This is a genomic window from Clostridium sp. CMCC3677 (assembly GCF_023845585.1).
Taxonomy (GTDB): domain Bacteria; phylum Bacillota; class Clostridia; order Clostridiales; family Clostridiaceae; genus Clostridium; species Clostridium aquiflavi.
Map to the genome: position 1 here is coordinate 392,649 of NZ_JAMQHS010000002.1, position 23,854 is coordinate 416,502.

Annotated in this window: 23 protein-coding genes and 2 pseudogenes; 1 reads left to right on the top strand and 24 read right to left on the bottom strand. The window is 27.0% G+C overall.

Annotated elements, in window-relative coordinates:
• The first annotated feature begins 178 nt into the window (after positions 1-178).
• The gene (locus NG901_RS03745) at positions 179-3,079 is read left to right on the top strand and encodes a transglutaminase domain-containing protein (RefSeq protein WP_252212402.1); all 2,901 of its coding nucleotides are present in this window, start codon (positions 179-181) and stop codon (positions 3,077-3,079) included.
• Positions 3,080-3,182: 103 nt separating this feature from the next.
• Here the strand turns inward: NG901_RS03745 and NG901_RS03750 are convergent, their stop codons facing one another.
• From NG901_RS03750 to NG901_RS03850, 24 genes and pseudogenes are all read right to left on the bottom strand, one after another.
• Positions 3,183-4,955 carry a hypothetical protein gene (locus tag NG901_RS03750; protein WP_252212403.1) on the bottom strand — a complete coding sequence of 591 codons (1,773 nt, stop codon included), beginning with the start codon at positions 4,953-4,955 and terminating at the stop codon, positions 3,183-3,185.
• Positions 4,956-5,094: 139 nt separating this feature from the next.
• Entirely contained in the window at positions 5,095-8,379 is a 3,285-nt protein-coding gene (locus NG901_RS03755; protein ID WP_252212404.1) for a tetratricopeptide repeat protein, read from the bottom strand.
• A 9-nt stretch (positions 8,380-8,388) separates the two neighbouring features.
• Entirely contained in the window at positions 8,389-10,086 is a 1,698-nt protein-coding gene (locus NG901_RS03760; RefSeq protein WP_252212405.1) for a molecular chaperone HscC, read from the bottom strand.
• Between the two features lie 554 nt (positions 10,087-10,640).
• The gene (locus tag NG901_RS03765) at positions 10,641-10,832 is read right to left on the bottom strand and encodes a hypothetical protein (RefSeq protein ID WP_252212406.1); all 192 of its coding nucleotides are present in this window, start codon (positions 10,830-10,832) and stop codon (positions 10,641-10,643) included.
• A gap of 208 nt (positions 10,833-11,040) precedes the next feature.
• Positions 11,041-11,415: a hypothetical protein gene (locus NG901_RS03770; protein ID WP_252212407.1), complete on the bottom strand. Its 375-nt coding sequence runs from the start codon at positions 11,413-11,415 to the stop codon at positions 11,041-11,043.
• A gap of 162 nt (positions 11,416-11,577) precedes the next feature.
• Positions 11,578-11,712, bottom strand: a complete 135-nt coding sequence (locus NG901_RS17095; RefSeq protein WP_286673956.1) for a hypothetical protein — start codon at positions 11,710-11,712, stop codon at positions 11,578-11,580.
• A 10-nt stretch (positions 11,713-11,722) separates the two neighbouring features.
• A complete protein-coding gene (locus NG901_RS03775; RefSeq protein WP_252212408.1) occupies positions 11,723-11,941 on the bottom strand; it encodes a hypothetical protein in 219 nt (72 codons plus the stop codon).
• 176 nt (positions 11,942-12,117) lie between these two features.
• Positions 12,118-12,591, bottom strand: a complete 474-nt coding sequence (locus NG901_RS03780; RefSeq protein WP_252212409.1) for a hypothetical protein — start codon at positions 12,589-12,591, stop codon at positions 12,118-12,120.
• 69 nt (positions 12,592-12,660) lie between these two features.
• A complete protein-coding gene (locus tag NG901_RS03785; protein WP_252212410.1) occupies positions 12,661-13,635 on the bottom strand; it encodes an Rpn family recombination-promoting nuclease/putative transposase in 975 nt (324 codons plus the stop codon).
• Positions 13,636-13,721: 86 nt separating this feature from the next.
• Positions 13,722-13,898: a hypothetical protein gene (locus NG901_RS03790; protein ID WP_252212411.1), complete on the bottom strand. Its 177-nt coding sequence runs from the start codon at positions 13,896-13,898 to the stop codon at positions 13,722-13,724.
• Between the two features lie 544 nt (positions 13,899-14,442).
• Complete coding sequence (locus NG901_RS03795) at positions 14,443-15,048, bottom strand: SMI1/KNR4 family protein (protein WP_252212412.1); 606 nt, start codon at positions 15,046-15,048, stop codon at positions 14,443-14,445.
• 502 nt (positions 15,049-15,550) lie between these two features.
• A complete protein-coding gene (locus NG901_RS03800) occupies positions 15,551-16,078 on the bottom strand; it encodes a hypothetical protein (protein WP_252212413.1) in 528 nt (175 codons plus the stop codon).
• 2 nt (positions 16,079-16,080) lie between these two features.
• Complete coding sequence (locus tag NG901_RS03805) at positions 16,081-16,413, bottom strand: hypothetical protein (protein WP_252212414.1); 333 nt, start codon at positions 16,411-16,413, stop codon at positions 16,081-16,083.
• 154 nt (positions 16,414-16,567) lie between these two features.
• Positions 16,568-16,837 carry a hypothetical protein gene (locus tag NG901_RS03810; protein ID WP_252212415.1) on the bottom strand — a complete coding sequence of 90 codons (270 nt, stop codon included), beginning with the start codon at positions 16,835-16,837 and terminating at the stop codon, positions 16,568-16,570.
• Positions 16,838-16,896: 59 nt separating this feature from the next.
• Positions 16,897-17,517, bottom strand: coding sequence for a hypothetical protein (locus NG901_RS03815; protein ID WP_252212416.1), 621 nt, complete (start codon positions 17,515-17,517; stop codon positions 16,897-16,899).
• Positions 17,518-17,542: 25 nt separating this feature from the next.
• The gene (locus tag NG901_RS17100; RefSeq protein ID WP_286674324.1) at positions 17,543-17,668 is read right to left on the bottom strand and encodes a hypothetical protein; all 126 of its coding nucleotides are present in this window, start codon (positions 17,666-17,668) and stop codon (positions 17,543-17,545) included.
• 155 nt (positions 17,669-17,823) lie between these two features.
• On the bottom strand, positions 17,824-18,813 hold the full coding sequence (locus NG901_RS03820; protein ID WP_252212430.1) for an Rpn family recombination-promoting nuclease/putative transposase: 990 nt from the start codon (positions 18,811-18,813) through the stop codon (positions 17,824-17,826).
• A gap of 98 nt (positions 18,814-18,911) precedes the next feature.
• Positions 18,912-19,421 (bottom strand): RHS repeat-associated core domain-containing protein, encoded by a 510-nt coding sequence (locus tag NG901_RS03825; RefSeq protein ID WP_502800116.1) that lies wholly within the window; start codon positions 19,419-19,421, stop codon positions 18,912-18,914.
• Between the two features lie 135 nt (positions 19,422-19,556).
• Entirely contained in the window at positions 19,557-20,108 is a 552-nt protein-coding gene (locus tag NG901_RS03830; RefSeq protein ID WP_252212418.1) for a SecY-interacting protein Syd, read from the bottom strand.
• A 17-nt stretch (positions 20,109-20,125) separates the two neighbouring features.
• Positions 20,126-20,686: a hypothetical protein gene (locus NG901_RS17295; RefSeq protein ID WP_502800117.1), complete on the bottom strand. Its 561-nt coding sequence runs from the start codon at positions 20,684-20,686 to the stop codon at positions 20,126-20,128.
• A 33-nt stretch (positions 20,687-20,719) separates the two neighbouring features.
• Positions 20,720-21,529, bottom strand: a pseudogene (locus tag NG901_RS17300) (RHS repeat-associated core domain-containing protein); the annotation flags it as partial.
• Between the two features lie 487 nt (positions 21,530-22,016).
• Entirely contained in the window at positions 22,017-22,496 is a 480-nt protein-coding gene (locus NG901_RS03840) for a PM0498 family protein (protein ID WP_222648544.1), read from the bottom strand.
• A gap of 45 nt (positions 22,497-22,541) precedes the next feature.
• A complete protein-coding gene (locus tag NG901_RS03845; RefSeq protein ID WP_252212420.1) occupies positions 22,542-22,967 on the bottom strand; it encodes a hypothetical protein in 426 nt (141 codons plus the stop codon).
• Between the two features lie 15 nt (positions 22,968-22,982).
• A pseudogene (locus NG901_RS03850) lies at positions 22,983-23,854 on the bottom strand (hypothetical protein); the annotation flags it as partial.

A 23,854-nucleotide genomic window follows, 5' to 3' on the forward strand; every position in this document is an offset into this window, starting at 1 on the left:
TTCTTTGATAATATCTTTTAGATATTATCAATTTGACTTTATGTATTTATAATACATTATATGGTTTTGTTTGTAAAGAGTTCCTTTGATTTTTCGATAAATATATATACAGAAAAATATAAAAAACAAAAATACATTATTATAGAAACAATTCAAATACGAAGGGGAAATACATTAAATGAAAAAAAGAAATCAAATTATTTCAAGCTTAATAGCAATAGCAATTACTACAAGCATTACTAATACATGTGCTTATGCTAAGGATGAAAAAACTAATGATGCAATTAATACAGAAAATTATAATAGTGAATTAGAGAAAGATACTTTAGACTTGAACCAAAGTAAAGTCACTACTGGTGCAGCAGCTTTTATTACTCCAGTGGAAAATACTAAAGTAGATGAAATAGTTGAAGAAAATGAAGAGGAAGTTATAACAATTGAAAATAGTGAACGAACTTTAGATGAATATTTAAAATCTAAAGTACCTAAAAATAGTAGACGTGTAAAAAGATATTCTAATTTTAGTCTTTTTGAAAGCAATAAGGAAGAAATTAAAGAACGAATTAAAAGTGGAATTGAAAATTATGAGACTGATATTGATATAAAAGATCTTGTTAATATAGATGATATAAAAAATAATCAAAATAAAATTCTCGACTTATACTTTGATGTGATGTATGAAAATCCACAAATTTTCTATTCTAGTCCAACTTCTGTAAATTTCGGTAAGTGTACAATTAAATCTTCTGGAGAATTAAATTCCTGTGATATACAAGTGACTTATGAATATAGTAATGATGTTATAGATAAAATGAGAGAAAAACTAAATAGCAAAATAGCTGCTATTAAACAAAAATATTTAGATAACTGCTCAACAAACTTAGAAATAGAATACGCTGCTCACGACTATATTACACAAAACTGCACTTATGATAAAGATAATTATGATAAAGATACAATTCCAAATATTTCACATACATCATATGGTGCACTTGTTAATCAAGTAGCTGTTTGTGATGGATATTCAAAAGCTAATATGCTTTTATTAAATGAATATGGTATTGAAGCTGGAATAGTCACAAATGCTGATCATGCATGGAACTATGTAAATATAGATGGAAATTACTATCAAACAGATTTAACATGGGATGACCCTACTCCAGAAACTAATAAAATTATGTATAAAAATTTTAATTGTTCAGATAGTGTAATGAGTAAGATACATACATGGACATCTACAATACATGGAAATTGTATTGATACAACCTTTGACAATTTATTTAGAATAGTAAGTGGAAATAGCGTTAGTGAAAAAAACGCGGTAAGAATTAAAGATAAATTATACTATTTAGATGGGGCTGACTTATGGAAATGCAATTTAAATGGTAGTAATAAAATTTTATTTAGTAGAAATATAACCTCAAGTGCTAATATGGTAAATTTAACTGCTCACAATAAAGATATATATTATTTATCTGAACTTGAAATTAAAAAAATTAATATAGATGATAAACAAATAGAAACTTTTAAAAATTTAAGGTCTGAGTTTAACTTTACAAGCGGATCATATTCTGTACAATTTTACATAAAAGATAATAAACTAAATATTAAATTTGGACAAAGCAAAAATGATACTAATCTTAAATATTCAACCAAAGAATACGAATTAAGTAGTACTGAAGATGTTGATACAGATAAGTCAGAAGAAAAAGTTCAAGATGTTATAAAACTTAATAAGTTTAATTTACAAACACTATATAATGATAACAAAGATAAATTGAATGGAAATTATACAGATGGAACTTGGACTGTATTCTTAAATTCATTAGATGAAGCTAAAAATATATTAGATAGAGATGATATAACTCAAATTGATGTAGATAATGCAGTAGCTCGTTTACAAACAGCAATAGATAATTTAAAAGAGAAACATCAAGAGATTATAAAACTTAATAAATTTAATCTGCAAAAACTATATAATGCTAATAAAGATAAGCTTAAAGGTAATTATACAAATAATACTTGGGATACATTCTCAGATTCATTAAATGAAGCTAAAAATATATTAGATAGAGATGATATAACTCAAATTGATGTAGATAATGCATTACTTTATTTGCAAACAGCAATAGATAATTTACAAGAAAAAGTTCCAGATATAATAAAACCTAATAAAATAAACCATGATTCTTCATCAACTGGCGGTTCAAGTGGTAGTTCAAGAGGTAACGGTTCTAGTGAAAAAAATAGTTCAGGTTCAAGATCATCTGAAAGCAAAATAGCTATAACAAATGAAAATAAGAATATTAATACCAATAAAATTAATATTAGTGATTCATCAAATTTAAATATAGTAAGTACAGTAAAAAATGTAGCTAAAATATTGACTGAAATTAATACTGTTGATAAAGAAATCTCTTTAGACGAAATTTATGAAATTAATAGTGGTGATTTAAAAGGAACTATAGCTAACTTAAAATCAGATAACAAGGAATATATCTATATTTCTTGTACAAATAATGCAGAAAATGCTAACATTAATTCAATTAAAATAGATGCTAGTAAATTAAACAGTAAAGAAAAGTATATTTATAATTTAGATAATGTAACAAACAAATTAATATTTATAAATACTATTCAAGATGATTCAGTTGAAATACAAGCTAACAATCAAACTCAATACATATTATCAAATATGGAAATTCAATCTTTGAAAAATAATAATTGGAATAAAATAAATGATAATTGGCTATATGTTGAAAATGGACAAGTCGCAACAGGCTGGATTAAAACATTAGATAGTAAATGGTATCATATGGATAATCAAGGTATAATGCAAAAAGGTTGGGTACAAGATAATAATAAATGGTATCACCTATCAAATAGTGGATATATGAATACTGGCTGGTTTAAAGATACTGATGGAGATTGGTATTATTTAAATACAGATGGTTCAATGAAAACAGGCTGGTTTAAAGATGTTAGCGGTAATTGGTACTACCTAAAATCAAATGGTTCAATGGCAGTAGATACTAAAGTAAATGGATATTATGTAAATAAAAGTGGTTTATGGGAATAAACAAAAAAGAAAAATGGATTTGCATTACACAAATCCATTTTTCTTTTGATCTAATATATTTTTTTATATACTTCTTTCTTCTAACGCTAGTACACTAATATAATTATAAATTTAAAGTTTGTTTTAATTTATCAGTATTTTGTTCTATTTCAAGAAAAATTTCTACTAATTTGTTTTGATCTATTTTAAATATTTCTACCTTTTCCTCATTTGGTTCTTCAATAGGTTTATTTAAAGGCATTCTTCCATATGAAAAATCAAGAGTAATGTACTCATTAGTATTTGCTATATTTTTATTAAAATTAATTTTATCAAAATCAAATTTTAAATACTTATTTTCTTTATTAAAATCATATTTACCATTATAAGCAAAAGTCATCTCTTCCCCATTAGCACCAAACTTAAATTCTCCATTTAATTTTTTACTCTCAGTATCATATTTAGTATTTAAATCAATACCTAGTGTTTCTCCATGACTAGTAATTTTACCTGAAAATACATTTTGAGTGCTAGATTCTTCATTTATTGTTTTTAAATTCATATCTGCATTAGCTTGTACACCATTATTATCAAAAAGCATAGATATATCAATGTCATCACCAATATTATCTTTTCCTTTATATTCAATTGATGAATTGATTTTTAAAGTATCATCTTTCATATTTATACCTGTATCAAAATCAGTCTTAACAGCTCTACCTTTTTTATCAACATAAACTTTCATAGAGATATCATTTACTGAAAAATCATTTTTTAAATAAGATATAAACTTTTCTAAACTCTTAAATGAATCAAGCATTTCATCTGAATTTTTCACAGTAGATATACTATTAAAGTTTTTAAAATATCTATTTAATATATTTCTTGCCTCTGTATCATTTTCAAAATAATCATAAATACTTAATAAAAACTTATCTATTTCATTTTTAGAAATGGACACATCATATCCCTTACATTTTTGATTTACTCCATTAATCATAATCTCTTTAGACTTATCTAACTTTTTAACTATAATACTATCAGCTATTTGTGATAAATCATTTTCATGAGATTTTAAATAGCCTTTAACTAAAACCTCTTTAAGTTCATTATATGTTGGTATTTCATCATCTTCAAACATTTTTAATGTTATTTCATCATTAGGCATTCTTCCTTGTTGTCCAAAAATAGAATTATTATATTGATTTTGAATATCTTCACAATCAAACATAAACCATTTACTATATATTGATGGTAATTTAACCATAAGTTTTTGATTATCTGTATAAACATTAAAGCTTCCTGTGTCTTGACCTTGATATTTTGCTGATAAACTTATTAAAGCTTTTTTATTATCATTATCTATAGCGGACGTTAATTTAAATCCTGTACCATAAGCCTCTTGTAATTCCTCTATATTGCTTGATACCATATTCATTTCCATTTCTTGATTTAATCCCTTATCATATACATTTAAGAAATCTTTTTCTCCTGTTACTTGTTCAGAAAATGTTTTTCTAGAATTTAATTCATCATTAGTAGCTTTAAGTGCTTTTACCACCTTCACTTTAGGATTATTGACTATAGAAAAACTTGCTATTGCAATAATCAGTACCACAGTTGCTATGATGCATGTTATTGCTATTAATGGTTTTTTATTTTTTTTATTAAGCTTTTTTTGTTGTTGATTTTCACTATGTGAATTTTCATTGCTTGGTTCATTGGGTGAATTTGAATAATTTTCACCATTCTCATTACTTTGAAGTCCACTTTCAATAGTCTTCTCATTTTCATTAATTGTAATTTGTCCCTCTGTTTTAGTTACTTTTTTATCAGCTACTTTGCTGATATTTTCTTCATTAGACTTATGGTTTCCCATATTTGTTTCATCATTCATTATTATTTTTACCCCTTGTATAAATTTATTTAATAAGCCATTGTTTCAATATTAGGATTAGCTTTTAAATATCTAAGCCCTGACCCTAAATAATATTTTTATTTATAATAAAATATCAATCAAATTTTAAAACAAAGCATTATTTTTTAATTAATTTTAAAACCTTATCTTTTTCTTCTTTGTATTCCTCATCATCTGATTTTATTTCTAAAGCTTTATCAAAATATTCTAAAGCCTTGTCATATTCTTTATTTTCCTTATAGATTTTACCAATACCAAAATATCCTGAATGGCATTGTTTTTCATCACAATCACAACTAATTGGTGCTGTTTTAATTGCCTTTATATAAAATTCATAAGCTTTATCATTATTACCTATTTTACTATAACAACGCGCTACGCTTTTATAAGTACAAGCATGCTCTTCACCACCTTCAATTAATTCTAGATAATACTCTAATGCCTTTTTATAATACTTTTTAGCTCTCTCTGTCTTACCTAATTCATCATATGAATCCGCTATTTCAAGGCTAATCTTTCTTGTATCATCTAAGTATTTTTCTTGCTTTTTATAATATTTAATAGCTTCCTCATGATTGTCCCATGCTTTTTCATAACAATCTCCAATATTCTTATATGCATCCTTATGTTCAGGATCAAGTTCAACTGCTTTTTTATAATTTTCAATTGCCTTTTCATAATCTTCAAATCTTATTTCATATAATACACCTATACAATTATATAAATAAGCAGTCTTACCAGTTGCTTCAATTTGCTTTTGATAATAAGTTAACGCTTCGCTATAATCCTCCAACTTTCTATAACAACTTGCAATATCAGAATATCCATTTCTATCTTCAGGGTTTAACTTCATAACATTCTTGTAATTTTCAATTGCTTTATTATAATCATTCAGATCATTTTCATATAAGTTTCCAAGTTGATTATATATATATTCGTTACCACCTGTTATTTCTAATCCTCTTGTATAGCACTCAATAGCTTTTGTATAATCTTCTAATAAGCCATAGCAATATCCTAAATTTACAAAAGCATAATCATTTTCCTTATCTATAGCTGCTGTCTTACTAAAATACTTTATTGCATTTTCATAATCGTTTAAGTCATAAGCATAAGTTGCAGCTATTGTATTATAAAAATATTCATAGTCACTATTAAATTCCATTTGTTTCTCTAGATACTCTATTTTCTTTTCATAATCTCCACGCCAATTCCCATACAAATTAGCTATATTACAATAGGAATACATTTGTTTAGGATTTACCTCTATAGCTTTTTCATAACACTTAAGAGCGTCTCTAAACTTTTCCAATTTTTCATAAGCTAGTCCAAGACTATTGTAATATTCATCATAGTTAGGTTCTATTTTTATAGCTTCTATATAACACTTTATGCATTTTTTATATAAGCCCATTTCATCATATAACATTGCTTTTCTCTCATAAGCAACATCTTGATTATTACCTTTGCTTATAATTATATCCGCATCTTTTAAAGCATTATCATATTGTTTTAAATCCTTATATATGCTCATACGCAAATAATAATTGCTTAATTTATCTTCGTCTATTTTTATACACTCATTAACATAAGAAATAGCTTTATCATACTCTTGTTCATAAGAACTTAATAAAGATAACTCATAGTAAATCTCATCTTTGTTGCCTTCTTCTTCTAAAAGTTTGTTAGCTAAATCAAAAGCTTCATCATATTCTTCTAATTTTCTTAATGTTCTTACTTTATATATCTGAATTTCTCTATTGGTTATATCGTAATCTTCAGTTTGCTTTATTAAGCTTAAGGCATCTTCATACTGTCCTACTGTATAATATATTTTAATTTCAATACTATACGCATCTGTAAAATAAGGATATATGTTTATACACTCTTCTAAGCTTTCTAGCGCTTCTCTAAAGTTTTCTAATTTATAAAGAGCTTCCCCTTTGCATAAATACACATGTGCATTATTCGCATCAAGTTCTAATGCTATATTGCATGCATATACAGCTTCTTCATATCTATTTAATTTATTAAGCACTCTACACTTTCTAAAATTAGCTTCTCCATAGTTATGTCTTAATTCTAAAGCTTTATTATACCATTTTAAACCTTCATCTAATTTATTTAAATTTTCAAGTTGTCTACCCTCTTGAACACAAATATATGGCGTATTATTCTCATCATCATTTATCTCATACCACTTTTCAAATAATGCAAGAGCTTCTTCATATCTCTTCAATTCAGAATAAGTTCTTCCTAATAAATCATAGTACTCGCACTTTTCATCATCTTCTGGTTTTATGCTTTCAGCAGTCTCTTTTGTATCCTCATAAGCATATACTTGAAATTGCAGCCAAGCTAATTTAAATTTAAACTCATTGCCTTCTGCACTCTTAACTTCTTCTTTATACTTTTCTATAAGCTTTAAATTTGTATCACGAACACAGGTCATTATATATTCATTATAAGGATAAATCTCTAGCACTTTTATATAATATTCCTTTGCATCTTCGTATTCACCAAATTCAAAATAGCAATCTGCAAGACCTTTTATAGCACCTATATTTCCTCCATCTTCCTCAAGAACTTTTTCATAATATTCCTTAGCTTTTTGTATATGTTCTCCACCTAAATAAAATTCAACTTGTGCTAATATAAAATAAGAATATTGGTCTTTATATTCTTCTATTAGTTTATCTCCTAATTTTTTAGCCTTTTCAAATTCTTTAGTATAAAGATGATACTTAATCTTTAATATAGTCATGTCTGGATGATCAATATTAAGACCATCTACCCTATCCAATATTTTTTTTGATTCATCTAGTTTATCCTCTTTTAATGCTGATCTTAATTCATAAAAAAGATATATAAATTCATCATAATTTCTATCTTCATCGCAGTTAAAAAGTTCATATCTTATATCATCATTGCTGTCTATTTTATACATTAAAAAATCAACAAAGTTTTCATGATAGCTTTGTTTAAGTTCTTCTTCTTTTTCACTCCAGTTAAAACTTTCATCAAATAACTTAAATATCTTACTTGGCATATAATATTCATCCATAAGAAAAGTAAGTAGCTTATCACTAACTTCTTCTGCTGAATCCAACTGAAAACAAACCTCTTCTTCTAATAACTTTTTCCAATATTCTTCATTAATCCTTAAAGAAAACTCATTATATAATTTTCTAACCTTATTAATCCATATTCCTGCTGGGGAGTTATCTTCATCTATATTACACTCATCTGACATCTTCAAAGCCTCTTCATAAGCTGCTCTTAACCTTTGAAAGCCTTCAGCATCATCTTCAGGATTATAAATGCTTAATCTTTCCATATAAGCTTCTTTTATTAAATTTTTATCTTTAGTTTCTTTTATTCCTAGTACTAACCACGTGTCCATAAAATCCTCCTATAACCATTCATCATCAATGTCCTCTAATACTTCTTTAAGATCTTTTGCTACTTTCTGAACTTCTCTTTTATCTTGTTTGTCCAATACATTTTCAAATTCTTCAAGAAGTTTAGCTATATATTCTCTTTTTTCCCCTATATTTTCTTCATATAACCTCTCACCTCTAGATAAAAGAAGTTTATTTTCTTCTTCCTCTCTTGGATGAATTTTAAGTTCCTTAAGTTCTTCTAACCTTTTTTCAACCTCTTCATCACTCATAGAATTGGAATTATTTTTTATAATTATTCTTTTCTTAAATTCAGTACTAACTACTGTAACTTCCACTTCTAATATCCCATTAATATCATATGTATAACGTATATCTATAGATTGTTCTCCACCTTTTCCCTTTGGAACTGGTACATTGATTTCTCCAAGATAAATATTATCTTTAGATAATCTACTTTCGCCTTGAAGCACCTTTACTGATATAGACTTTTGATTATCATATATGGTATATAATCTATCAATCTTACTAACAGGAATTATAGTATTTCTCTCAATTATTGGGTAAAAATGTCCACTTTCATAATTTCCATTGGCTTTTTCAATAGAAATGCTTGTACCTAATGTATATGGGCACACATCGGTTAGAACTATTTCTCTAATAGCCTTATCTCTAGATTTCATAGCACCTTGAATAGCAGCACCTAAAGATACTGCTTCATCAGGATTAATATGCACAAGAGGCAATCTTCCAAATAATTTAGCAACAAAATTTCTTATAATAGGTAACTTTGTTGCACCTCCAACAAGAACAATGCTATCTATTTCTCTAATCTTTATAGATGCATCACTTAAAGCCCTTTCAATTGGTCTTCTAAGCTTTTTCAGTATTAACTGACATGACTTTTCATAATCATCTAAATTTAAGCTATATTCTAATACTTCCTCTTCAACCTTACATTTCATTATTACTTCTTTTTCTTTACTAAAACTTAATTTAGTAATTTCAGATTGTCTTTTTATATTAGATAAAGTTTTATTATCAATATTTTTCTTATCAAGCTTATATGAATTAATGAACATATTTTCAATTATTTCTGTAAAGTCTTCTCCACCCAAATAGTTATTACCAGCTACAGCTCTTACTTCCATAACATTTTTATATAATTCTAAAATAGAAACATCAAATGTGCCTCCACCAAGATCAAATACTAAAAATTTTGTATTATCTTTCTTTTGATTAAGTCCATAAGCTATAGCAGCTGCCGTTGGTTCATTAATTAATCTTTCAACCTTTAATCCTGCAAGTTCTCCTGCTCTTTTAGTTGCTTTACGTTGTGCATCATTAAAGTACGCTGGTACACTAATAATTGCTTCGACAACTTCTTCCTTTAAATAAAACTCTGCATCTTCCTTTAAAGAACGAAGTACAAAAGAAGATAATTCCTCTGGTAAGAACTCCTTACTGCCAAGCTTAAATACCTTTTCACTTCCCATACTTCTTTTAAAAATAGAAACAGTATTCTCTGGATAAACACTTTGTCTTTCTCTTGCAATCTTTCCAATATAAATTTGCTCATTTTCATCTATACTTACTACAGATGGAGTTAATAAATCTCCTAATCTATTTGGTATAATAGCAGGTCCATCCTCAGTAAAATAAGATACCAAACTATTAGTAGTTCCTAAATCAATCCCAATAATGGCCATTATTCATCCCCCTGTTTTTCCTTCTTCTTATTACAAATTCTAGTTTTCTTATGTTATACTTCACATTTTTTATTATAATCACTTCTATTAAGGATTTAAAAAGTGATTTTTATTTTATAGTTCAACATCTTATTTAATAATTTTTACAAACCCTATCATTAAGTTATTTCCTATATTTTTTAGATTCTTATTCCATTTTAAATCTATAATAATTAATTCCATTTTTAGAAGCATAATCTATATATAGTATATTTTCGTTCATATTAGACATTTCTTTACATTAAGTTTACAAAATAAACTAAAAAATCACTTAAATGAATATTTACTTTTTCTCGCTCTACCACTAGAACTTTTCCTTCAATAGTCCCTCCCGTTATTCATTATAAATTATATACTCTCCCTATATTTTGATTAAAAGAGTAACCTGAATAATCTTTTAATATTTCATTTATAAGTAATTGAAGTATAAAAAAGTGCTCCCACTACAAAAAATAATTTTTATAGTGGAAGCATTTGAAATGGTATCATGTTATTCACAATTTAATACTTAATTTTTAATTACAATTCAATCGTAATTTTCTTATTTCATCAATGTTAAGGCCTGTTTTTAATGATATAGTCTCATCATCTAAAACATCCAATAAATTTTTAGCAATCTCAATTTTTCCTTTTTTGATTCCTTTTTCGATTCCTTTTTCTTCCCCTTTTTGTTCATAATATTTTTGTCTTATTTGATCAACTGTCATTCTTACAGCACCTCCTCTTTCTCTTTTATATTCTTCAAATTTTTGTTTTAATTCTCTATCTTCAATTAAAAATAAATATTCTAAAAAGTCAGCTAATGCTTTTATTTGTTCTTCATTTTTAACTTTATTGTATTCAACTAACTCTTCTGCAAGTTGTATTTTTGCTTTTAATATGCTTTTTCAGACACCAAAATCACTGCATTTATATTTATATATTTACTATACTATGGTTATACATTAAAGCAGCTTCTACCTCCTCAAACGAGGTCCCCCATCTTATTACAATATCCCCTTTATTGCAACATTGCATAGCCAAACCATAATAATCAATTTCATTTGAATACTGTGCCTCACAATTGAACAATATATGGAACATTTTATCTATATAGTTTTCTGTTAAAATATCATCACATTTGCTCATGATAATTGTATTAAGTTTTGAATCAATTGAAACAATCTCAAGTGCAAGAGGGAGCTTCTCTATATTAAATTCTGAAATACTAGAGAAATAATAATTCCCTTCAATATCTACTTTTATCTCAGGTCCTTTATTAAAATCTTGTATATCCCAATTTTTATTCATATCTTTCCATATTTTTTTATAATTTTCTACTCTTGAATTTATGTCTTTTATTTTTTTATTTACTACAAGGTAAAATTTATATTTCTTTAGAATATTATTATCATTAACTAATGAATAGATCTCACTACTACATGCTAGTATAAATCTAATTTTATCATCCTTTCATGTTACTCCACTTGCATTAAAGCTAATTACACTCATATCTGCTAATATATTATTACCTCTTCTATCTAATTCATCATTAAAATATTTAAAGTATTTAAAAATATTTGTTTCATATTCTTTCCATATTTTCATTGTATACCTCCTAAAAATCATAGTGATTTCCAGCTGGGTCATTAAAATGTAGTCCTCTATTTTGTGTTGGATCATCTGTGAAAATATGTCCCTCTGCATCATCAATATCAAATTCTCCATCTTCATCAACATCTACAACTCCAAGTGCAGCCATAGCTCCAGAAAGAGCCGATCCAATGGTTCCAGTAGCTGATGAAAACATTCCACAAATTCCTGATATTGCAGACATTTGCTACCTTTGCAACTGCTCCTACAACACTTTTTACTAAATTTCCAATACTAAAGTCCATTTTATACTCCCCCTTCTGCAAAAGTAGCATAAGTTTCTCTACAGCTTCCATTTTTTATTACATTGTTACCTTTTATATGGAATTCGCCTTCTATTGAAACTCCATTTTCTGTATTTCATTTAGTCATTAATATTTGACTTACTCCAATTCTAGGCATTGCATACATTATATTTACTGATGGTGGTGCATATCTAAACCAAAAAGCTTCTTCTTCATTTTGATTTTCGTCTATATTTAAATGAAACTTTATTAACTCTTCTTTTACTGCTAGAACTTTTCTTTCAAGTGATGCTCCACACAAAAGTGAATTATATATTTTAGTTTGCCATACTCCATTTTTTCTTCGCAATTTATATTTATAAATTATTTCATCTTGATATTTGCTGGCTTTATAATCACTAACATATACATCCTTTTGCTTGAAATAAATATTATCTCCTATATTGTATCTTTCTCTACTCTTTATTTCATAGTAAAAATAGTCTGTATCATGAAAACCTAACTCATACCCACCTGATTTATAAAATGTTTTTATATCTACTATCTTCATTAACTCATATGGTGACTTCATCCTTAATTTATTAATCATAAGTTTAATTTTTCAAATAAAAAATAACAGCAATATCACCATTTCTGATTATCGCTGTTACTTTAATTCTTAATTATTTTGATTTAACCTTAGTTTCTTTATTTCATTAATGCTAAGGCCTGTCTTTAATGATATAGTCTCATCATCTAAAACATCCAGTAAATTTCTAGCAACTTCTATTGCTTTTTTATATTCGCCTTCTTGAATTCCTTTTTGGATTCCTTTTTGGATTCCCTTTTCTTCACCTTTTTGTTCATAATATTTTTGTCTTATTTGATCAACAGTCATTCTTACAGCACCTCCTCTTTCTCTTTTATATTCTTCAAATTTTTGTTCTAATTCCTTATCTTCAATCAAAAATAAGTATTCTAAAAAATCTGCTAATGCTTTTATTTGTTCTTCATTTTTAACTTTATCATATTCAACTAACTCTTCTGCAAGTTGTATTTTTGCTTTATAAATATCCTCATCTGCTGACTTTGTTTCTAGTAACGTTTTGGCCATTTTAAATACTAATTTAAGTGGATTATCATCACTTATATTTTCTAAGTCTATTTTTTCAACATCTATTGTTCTAAAATTATAAACTAAAATTTCATCTTTTATATTTGGAACTTTATATACATACCTCTTGTCTTTTCCACGTTCACCCTTATATGTATATATAGCTGCTGCAATAACTTCACTTTTATCTTTGTTTTTATATCTAAATTTATCCCATATTCTATAAAAATACCTGAACATTCTTTCACTGAAAACATCTTCATCACTACTATAACTTTGAACTTCAACATGAATAAATAAAATCTTACTATTATTATCCTTAAGCTTTACCTTTATTATTTTATCTGAAATTATCTTTTCTGCACTATCTTTATCAAAAATTTCTCTTTGAATTTCTTGAAGCTCTAAATCTAAACTTTCAGTCCCAAGTTCCCATGCAATTTCATCAAATATTTCAGGGAATAATACTTCTACAACTTCCACCTCAAATGCTTCAAGTATTGTTTTCCATGCTGCATCATAGTCATGCTTCTTTGACAATCTATTCACCCCTTTTAAGAGTCCATTATCTTATATTATTAATACTTTGTTCTATATCTATAATTATATACTATTTAAAACTTTTCTTAAACATAAATATTAAAATTGTTGGCTGTATAAGTTATTCTATTATAAACTTCTTCTTTTGAATCAAGAACATTTCCAAAAGCATCATAATAATATTCATTTCTAACTTTTTGATCTCTATTAGTTATAAATACTGTACTTCCTTGCTCATCAACAGAATAATAATACCTAGGCAAACTGTAATTTGTCGAGCTGTTTAAGTGAGAGTCCAAATCTATAATTGGGTTACTCGAACTTACTCCTGCAAACGTATGTGAGCAGTGAGTTTCATTAGAATACTCTCCAATATCTGCTGCAACAATTTCATAACCTCTAGTAAATCTAGAAATTACATTATTATCAGAATCCGTTTCAACTAATATATCTCCATTTTTATTGAAAATGAATTTACTTAATTTTTCATTTTCTTCAATTTCAGTTCTTAAACCTTCTGTATAAAAAAGATTTTGGTGGCTGCTTACGCACCATTTTTATATGTGCATATCTACTTATTAAAGTGTTTCCTTCTTTAGTTATAGCTTTTACTGCTTGATTTAATGTATTATATTCAAAGATGTTATTTCCATCTTTTGTTTATTTAATATATATAAAGAAAAATATCTGTATTAAATTCTATGCTATTTAGCAATACAAATCCTGATGGTCTATAATTTTTTATATTACTTAATTTCATTAACACAGCCTCCAATACAATTTTTACTCTTAATATTTATCTTTTCTCTAAATGTCTTCACATACATATTTTACTCCACAGAAAAAGCATTCCAAGAAATTTCTGAAATCCCCAAATACCACTACAGCTATTTCTTCAAGCTCATCTCTACTCTCACATTGATAATATTCTTCATGATCGAGCCATATTAAACTATAATCATTTAATACATCAAAACACATAATTCCATAAGAATCTACTTCGCCTATTGGAATATACCCAAAATTTAAAAGTTCTTTAAATTCATTAAATAAATTATCTATTTCATCTAGCGGCTTATCCGGTGTTTGATTCATAATTTCTACTTCAATATCATAATCATCATAATCCATATAATTATCAACTATACCTTCTAATTTATCAAATACGTAAAAATATGAAGATATAAATGCTTTATATAGTTCTGGTAACTTAACTTTAAATTTTTTTTCTAGTCTAACCATATCCTCTTCTAAAACATTTGATTCTATTAACTTCCATTCATTATTATCTTTATCTATCATCTCTTGTGGAGTTTCTGTAGATAAATTTCCTATTTTAAATTTTTCTGGATGATTTTCTTTTAATATTTTAAAACAGCTTTTTATAAAATCTTTATCTTCTTTTTTTATCATAATATTACCTCCAATATCTATTTTGCGTTTTGTTAAGTTAATATTGTTATCCAACCTCTTCTGTCCTAAGTTATGCTATAATTAATAACTTGACTTGTGCACTAAATTAGGCAATTTTTCCAAATGGCTTAAAATCAAGGTTTATTAAATATCATGGAATAAATTTTATATATACTATACTCAATCTTTTTATATTAATTTGATTTATTTCCCAAATATAAAGAATTGAAGTCCATATAACTCTAAAATTTATACTTAAAAATAATAAAATATTAACCTTTTGGTATATATGCCCATGCTGGCACAACAAAAAAGGTAGATAATTTTATTTTTGTCAATACTATCCACCTTTTTAACTTTTATTTTGTTAACTTTATCTGCTTTTATCCATGTATTAAATTTTATAAACTATAAAAACCCATTAATTTTATTATTAAATTAATATAACATACATAGAAAGATTGATAATATATAATAAGCTAAAAATTTTATACAAGAATAATTAGATTACAACTAAACTTCCTTCTGAATCTTTTGCAAGAATCATATAGTCATATCCTAATCCTAAATCACCATATGGACATAAATCATCATAAATAATACCTACATACTGTGCATTTTCATTTTCACAGTCCTCTTTAATAAATTCATTAGGTTTTCCGCCTATTACTGAAATATATTCCTCTTTCTCATTAACTATATTTTCTTCAATTTCTTCATATTTAATTAAATACTCATCAATCCAACGTCTTTTCTTTATCTGCTTACTAGTATTTAGTTTAGCATCCCTCGGTATGTCTATTACATCCATTGGTCCCCCAAACTCATCTTGATAAAATTGCCAGCAAAGTACATCTTTATTTCCAGAAATTCGTTCATTATTATATATTTGCATCACAAAATATCCAATTACATCTATATCTTCTGGTGGTAAATGCGTAGGATCGCCTCCAATTTTATCAACATATATTTGAGAGTCACTTACTAGTTCATCTTCTATTTTTACTACACTCATAATATGTTTTTTCATTTTTATACTCCTCTTTCACTTTGTATTGTGAATACTCTTCCTTCTTCGTCAGTAATCTCATACTTATCATTCATAATCTTTTTAAAATTTTTCATTGTTAAACATGATAATGCTGTACAATATTCTTCACTGTCTAATTGTATATCGAAATCAAAATCAGGAAATCTTCTATTATAAAGGATTGACCATCTTTTTATTTTTCCACTTGCATGTTCACCAAAATAAGATGTATTAATTATTAATTTCCTTTCATCAATATCATTCATAAACAATATAAAATCTTTAAAATCTTTCTCTTGTTTCTCGTTTGCCCAATCTACTAAATCATTTATCATGTTAATGTTCATTTTGCTACTACACTCCATTCTATTTCGATTTACACTTCGACTTATTTAATTGCTGCCCATTTTGCTCTAAAAATTGTTCTAATGGTAATTTTACTGGTTTTCCTGATGAATTTTTTGTTGAAACTGTTAATTCAAATACATGCTACTTTTCAGGTACTATATCATTTATATGAGTGTTCAAACTTTTCCCCATGGTTCCATTTGCATAGCTATTTCTAAAGCTATTCAAAAACATATTAGCACTGCCTCCCCCACAAGTATCTAATGCATGTGGAGTATGCCCGCTTCCAGTATTGGGCATGTTAGACAACTTTGTTTTTCCTTTACTTCTAAATGAATTTACCATAGTTTTACTAGTACTACCTTGTACTGAATATACGTTTTTTGCAAAATCAAGATTATCTGTTAGCACATCTGTATGTTCTATAGATAATACAGTTTATTATTTGTATTATCTTTATTTTACTTCAATTATCCTTCATCTTTTACTGGTTCTATACTCAATAAGATATTGGTATTAGGTAAATATTTTATCCTTACTTTCTTGACATTATCAAATTTTGCTTTAAACTTATTAAACTCTCTTTTTTCTACTATATTTCTTTCCGCTTGAAATTTAAAATCTATAGTTTCTATATATATTGTTGTTGATGAATATTTTCCAGTTATCACTTTTTCATAAATATTATTCAATTCTTGTACATCTTCACAATAAGTATCATTAATAACATAATCTAAATCCTTATAACATCTATAAGATCCACTATATTTTATAAGTTTATAACTAATACCACATATACACAATGCTATAATTATTAAACTCGCTACCTTTTTATAACTTTTACATTTAAAGAAATAAATTAATTCATTAATTATCAACCCAAGTAAAAAGAATAATATACCTGGCATACTTATTAAATAAAATATAAAATCTCTATAAAACTCTCCATACATATTTGTTTTTATGAGTACTCTGCTAAAAAGATTCATAATTCCCCACATAGATAAATATGTAAAAATTATTATCTTAATCCATTTTTCTAAAATTTCCCCCGATGTTTCATTAGATGCTTTTTTACTTTTATATCTCATGATTTACCTTCCTATTCATCATTTTTCATTTTCTTTTTGATCTAAACCAAAAAGCTTCTTCTTCACTTTGATTTTCGTCTATATTTAAATGAATCTTTACTAACTCTTCTTTTACGGCTAGAACTTTTCCTTCGATAGATGCTCCACACAAAAGTGAATTATATATTTTGGTTTGCCATACTCCGTTTTTTCTTTATTTCTTTGCAGAAAAAATACTCCATTTATAAATTTTTTATAAATGGAGTATTTCAAATTATATTATTTACAGGCTTTCAAAAACCAATTTAGTATTCAATTATTAATTCTTTAATTTAATCTTAGTTTCTTTATTTCATCAATGTTAAGGCCTGTTTTTAATGCAATTGTTTCATCATCTAAAACATCCAACAAATTCCTAGCAACTTCTATTGCTTTTTTATATTCACCTTCTTGAATTCCTTTTTCAATTCCTTTTTGAATTCCTTTTTGAATTCCTTCTTCAATTCCAATTTCTTTTCCTTTTTGTTCATAATACTTTTGTCTTATTTGATCAACTGTCATTCTTACAGCACCTCCTCTTTCTCTTTTATATTCTTCAAATTTTTGTTCTAATTCCTTATCTTCAATCAAAAATAAGTATTCTAAAAAATCTGCTAATGCTTTTATTTGTTCTTCATTTTTAATCTTATCGTATTCAACTAACTCTTCTGCAAGTTGTATTTTTGCTTTATAAACATCCTCATCTTTTGGTTTTATTTCAAGAAGCGTTTTCGCCATCTTAAATACTAATTTTAAAGGATTATCATAACTTATATTTTCTAATTCTATTTTTTCAATATCTATTGTTCTAAAGTTATATACAAGTATTTCCTCATCAAGCTTTGGAACTCTATACACATATCTTGTGTCTTTTCCACGTTCGCCTTTATAAGTATATATAGCTGCTGCTATAACTTCACTTTTATCTTTATTTTTATATCTAAATTTATCCCATATTCTATAGAAATATCTAAACATTCTCTCTCCAAAGACATCTTCATCGCTACTATAGCTTTGAACTTCAACATGAATGAATAGTATTTTGCTATTATTATCTTTTAATCTTACCTTTATTATTTTATCTGAAATTATCTTTTCTGCACTATCTTTATCAAATATTTCTCTTTGGATTTCTGCAAGCTCTAAATCTAAACTTTCTGTTCCCTTTTCCCATGCTATTTCATCAAATATTTCTGGAAATAAAACTTCTACTACTTCTACTTCGAAGGCTTCAAGTATTGTCTTCCAAGCTGCATCATAATCATGTTTTTTAGGCAAATTACTCACCACACTTTCTTTAAGTCCATATATCTATTATATCTTATTAATTATAGTTTTAGCAAGAATTGTAGGATTAAAGTTTGACTTTCAGTGTCCTAAATATTGACATAAAACCAATTATCCAGTGGACACATTGCATATCCACTTAGATTCCAATATCCAACAGGATTATTTTGACAATAAGCATAAAGATTTAGTCCATCGCCTCTATATACATCTTCTTGGATAAAACTACCTAGAACAGGATTATAATATCTAGCTTTCAAATAGTATTGTTGAGTTATTCCATCAAATTGTTGGCCAGTATAAGTTATTCTATTATGAATTTCTTCTTTTGAATCAAGTACATTACCAAAAGCATCATAATAATATTCATTCTTAATATTTCCAGAATCATCTGTTATAAAATCAGTGCTTCCCTGCTCATCAACAGAATAATAATGTCGTGACAAACTGTAATTTATTGAGCTGTTTAAGTGAGAGTCCAAATTTATAATTTGGTTACTCGAACTTACTCCTGCAAACGTATGTGAGCAGTGAGTTTCATTAGAATACTCTCCAATATCTGCTGCAACAATTTCATAACCCCTAATAAACCTAGAAATTACATTATCATTCTTATCTTATCATTTATACTTTGGATTTATATTTTCACTTTTATAGAAATTCTAACAATTATAAATCCCTCATCTTAATTAATACTAAAATGAGGGATATTAATCACAAAAAATTATTTATTACTAATCTAAATCAATTATTGATGGTTCTAAAATAGTAAGTAATTCTTCTAAATTGTTAGCAATTGTTCTAAATGTACCTTTATCATGATTTTCAATTTTTATTTTTCCTGTACTATTTTCCATAACAATTAAGTATCCATGTTCTTCTTCCATACCTATAGGTATATATTTTAATTCATTGTTATGAGCTTCTTTATACCCTATTAACTTGTTTTGGAACATTTCTAATTCTCTTTCTGGTACTACAACTTCAAGAGTTATATCTTTTTTCTTAAATTTCCCTTCTAACTCCAAAAACCAATATGAATTAAAATACTCTTTAATATCATTATTTATATTAACACACAAAATTTTCTCTATATGCTCAAAACTATTTATTTTATTTTTCTTTATGGGTTTCCACTTACACCAATCATCCTCATTAGATTTACCTACATATATTCCTATGTTATCTATACCTTCTTTAGGTGTCATTGGTAATCCTTGTTTTGTTTTGCTATATCCTTTTATCATTTTTTCAAAATATTTATCTAATGCTTTTTTTACACTCATTTCATTTTATACTCCTTCTATTTAATTTTATTCCAATTTCTAGTTCTAACTGTATTATTTTTTATTATTTCTGCTTCATTAGCTAACAGTTCATCTAATGTGTTTTCTACTAAAATTCCAAATTCCTTCTCTATATTATGAACACCTCCATATCCTGGATGCAAACTATCCGGTATTGGCATAGCTTGACTACCTCCTCCTATATGATGATGCCTAATTATTTCTTTATTATTATCAGAATATTGAGGAAAATACTTTATAAATTGTTTATCTACTTTAGGACTTTTACCACTGTTTATTCTCTTTAAATTTTCTTTACTGAAAATTTCAGGTTGTTGCGCTTGTAGTTGTTTGAAGAAGAATTTAGAATCTCTCTTCCACCCTTGAGAATTACTATTGTTCTTATTCTTGCCTACATATGGCATTTCTACAATATAATTTGGATCACCTAAATATTTAGAATCAATTCCACTAATATCAATTCCCCTATAATTTCTTATTTTTGTTTCATAATCTACGTTACCATTACTTAAACTTTCCCAATGCTCTTTATATCTTTTTCCATCCTCATAAGACATTTCTCCAAAAGCACTCGCTTTAGTCTCACAAGAATACCCACTAGGATCATAGTACCCCACAGGATTATTTCCACAATAAGCATACAGATTCAGTCCATCGCCTCTATATACATCTTCTTGTGTGAATCTGCCTATAACCGGATTATAGAATCTAGCTCTTAAATAATATTGCTGAGTTATTCCATCAAATTGTTGACCTGTATAAGTTATTCTATTATGAATTTCTTCTCTTAAATCAAGTACATTACCAAAAGCATCATAGTAGTATTCATTCTTAACATTTCCAGAATCATCTGTTATAAAATCAGTACTACCCTGCTCATCAACAGAATAATAATACCTAGGCAAACTGTAATTTATCGAGCTGTTTAAGTGAGAGTCCAAATTTATAATTTGGTTACTCGAACTTACTCCTGCAAACGTATGTGAGCAGTGAGTTTCCTTAAAATAATATCCAATATCAGCTGCGACAACTTCATATCCCCTAGTAAATCTAGAAATTACATTATTATCAGAATCCGTTTCAACTAATATATCTCCATTTTTATTGAAAATAAATCTACTTAATTTCTCATTTTCTTCTATCTCGCATCTTAAACCTTCTGTATCATACCTGTTAACTAAAGTGTTTCCGCCTTTAGTTATAGCTTTTGTTTGTTGATTTAAGGTATTATATTCAAAGATATTATTTCCATCTTTTGTTTCTTCTTTTATTATATTTCCTTGATTGTCATAAGTAAAGTGAGTTTTTGTATTATTTGTACTTATTTCTTTTAATTGATTTTTTACATTATAAACATATTTTTCTGCTATATCATTGCTAATCTTTGTTAGTCTATTTCCTCTTTATTCCTATACGCTTTATACTCTCTAACATATAATTCTTTCTGCTTAAAATAAATTTCAGAACAATTACCTTCAAAATTAAATAAAGATAATACAGTTTATTATTTGTATTATCTTTATTTTTTCTACTATATTTCTTTCCACTTGAAATTTAAAATCTATAGTTTCTATATATGTTGTTTATAATACCATCTTTCCATGATATATACTTTAATTCTTCTACATCTTTACAATAAGCATCATTAATAACATAATCTAAATCCTTATAGCACCTATAAGATTAACTATGTTTTGTAAATTTATAACTAATGCCATATATACATAATGCTGAAATTATTAAACAAACTACTTTTTTATAACTTTTACTCTTAAATAAATTAATTAATTATTAAACCTATTAAATATATCAACTGCCCCACATAAGATTATATATACCCTCTTGCTCTTAAATATATTAAATAGTTTATTGTTATATATTTATATTCTACTCAATAATTCTAACAGCAATAGATTGCCCCTTAAAATCATCTAAATTATCTACTGCTATCCAGTTACTTTCATCATCTCTAAGCTTGTGAAATCGAATAGTTGTAAAATTACCATCAAATCCTATGATTATATGGAACTTATAACTTGGGAATTCTGATTTCAACTTATATTCCCAAATTTCAGATAACTTAACAGCCAATGCAAGACCCTCCATAGGTTTTCCTATACACCAATCAAAATAATCTTCTATTCGAAATTCATTGTAACTCGCTTCAAATCCTGTTCTATCATAATAAGCCGATAATATTTTTTTTTCATCTAGTTTTTTAACAATGTCGTTACATTTTTTTAGTAACACAAACCCTTTTATCTCAAGAAATTCTGGCCATATCCTCATTATTTTATCTGAAAAATCTTTATGAGATATTTCTATGCTATGTAAGCATCCTATCATATCTTTATTATATTTAATCATAAATTATCCTCCTGAATATTATTTTTGAAATATCTTCTCCATTAATTATAATTCATTAGAATACAATAAGACTTTACATCCAACATCATCAGCTATAAGTTTCTTAATTTTTACACCTAATTTATCAATAGCACCTAATTCACTCTCTACATAATAACAGCATCTATGTGAACGATTATTTATATCATCAATTTCTACATCAACCTCAATTTTTAGATGACCAGATGTATTAGGCTTCATAATTTTCATAGAAAAAGCTGGCGTATAATCTCCTCTCTTTTTACCAAACTCAACATAGCAATCCTCATTATATAATTGAGAATACCTGCAAATTTTTTCTGATATTTCCTCTAAATTATCATTTTGAACATAACAATTTTGATATGCTGTAACAAATTCAGATTTAGCAGTGATTTTTAATTCAATTAGCTCTGAATCCTGCCATACCTTTTCAAAAATAATATTATTCATAAAACTACCTTCTTTCTATTTAAATTTGAAATCATCAAATGCACCTGTAACTTTATTATAATCAAAGTGTATTACTGTCTGACTACCATCAGAATTTTTAACTATTGATTGCATTTTAGCCCATCCTTCTGAAGCTGGCCACCTTTTGTCATTCATCTTAAGGGGTACTTTTTTTGCATTTTCTAAAGGATTTGATTTAACTTGTTCCATAGCCATCTGCTCATTTAAATTATTTGGAATAGTTCTTCCTGTACTTCCTAAACCTTCAACTTCTACAGGATTACCTACTCCACCAGATTTACCCGCCCCCTCATCACTCCCAGATTTACCAGATCCACCGTTTGAAGATTTGTTAGATATAAAAGTCATTGTATCATTAGCTAAACTAATTAATGATCTCTCCGCATTAATAACTCCATCTGCTGCAATTGCCACTCCAGATATGTTAAGTGGTACACCTGCTACAGCTCCAACTCCTGAACTATCTAAAACAACGCCTCCCATTGCTTCAGCACTACCACCACCAATTTCAAGTCCACTTCCTATAAGTGACCATATATCACCAAATATTCGTCCAGCCTTGCAAGATGCAGAATCAGGTAACTCTTCTTCTCTTTTATTTGCAATAGACATAACCATTCCAAATGACATATTTTCATCAATAGAATATCCAGCACCTATTGTAAAATCTATTGCCATGTTTTTTGATTCATCCCACATACTTTTTGCTTTATCCCACATACTTTCAGATGAATCATCACAATTATCCTCTGTTCCTTCAGAACCAAATGGAAATATAAAAGCCCCAACCAATAATTTAAATGCCTCTACCAGCAGTTCTTCCTCATCTTCATCAATCTCACCATCTTCAAAGACATCTGCAATTG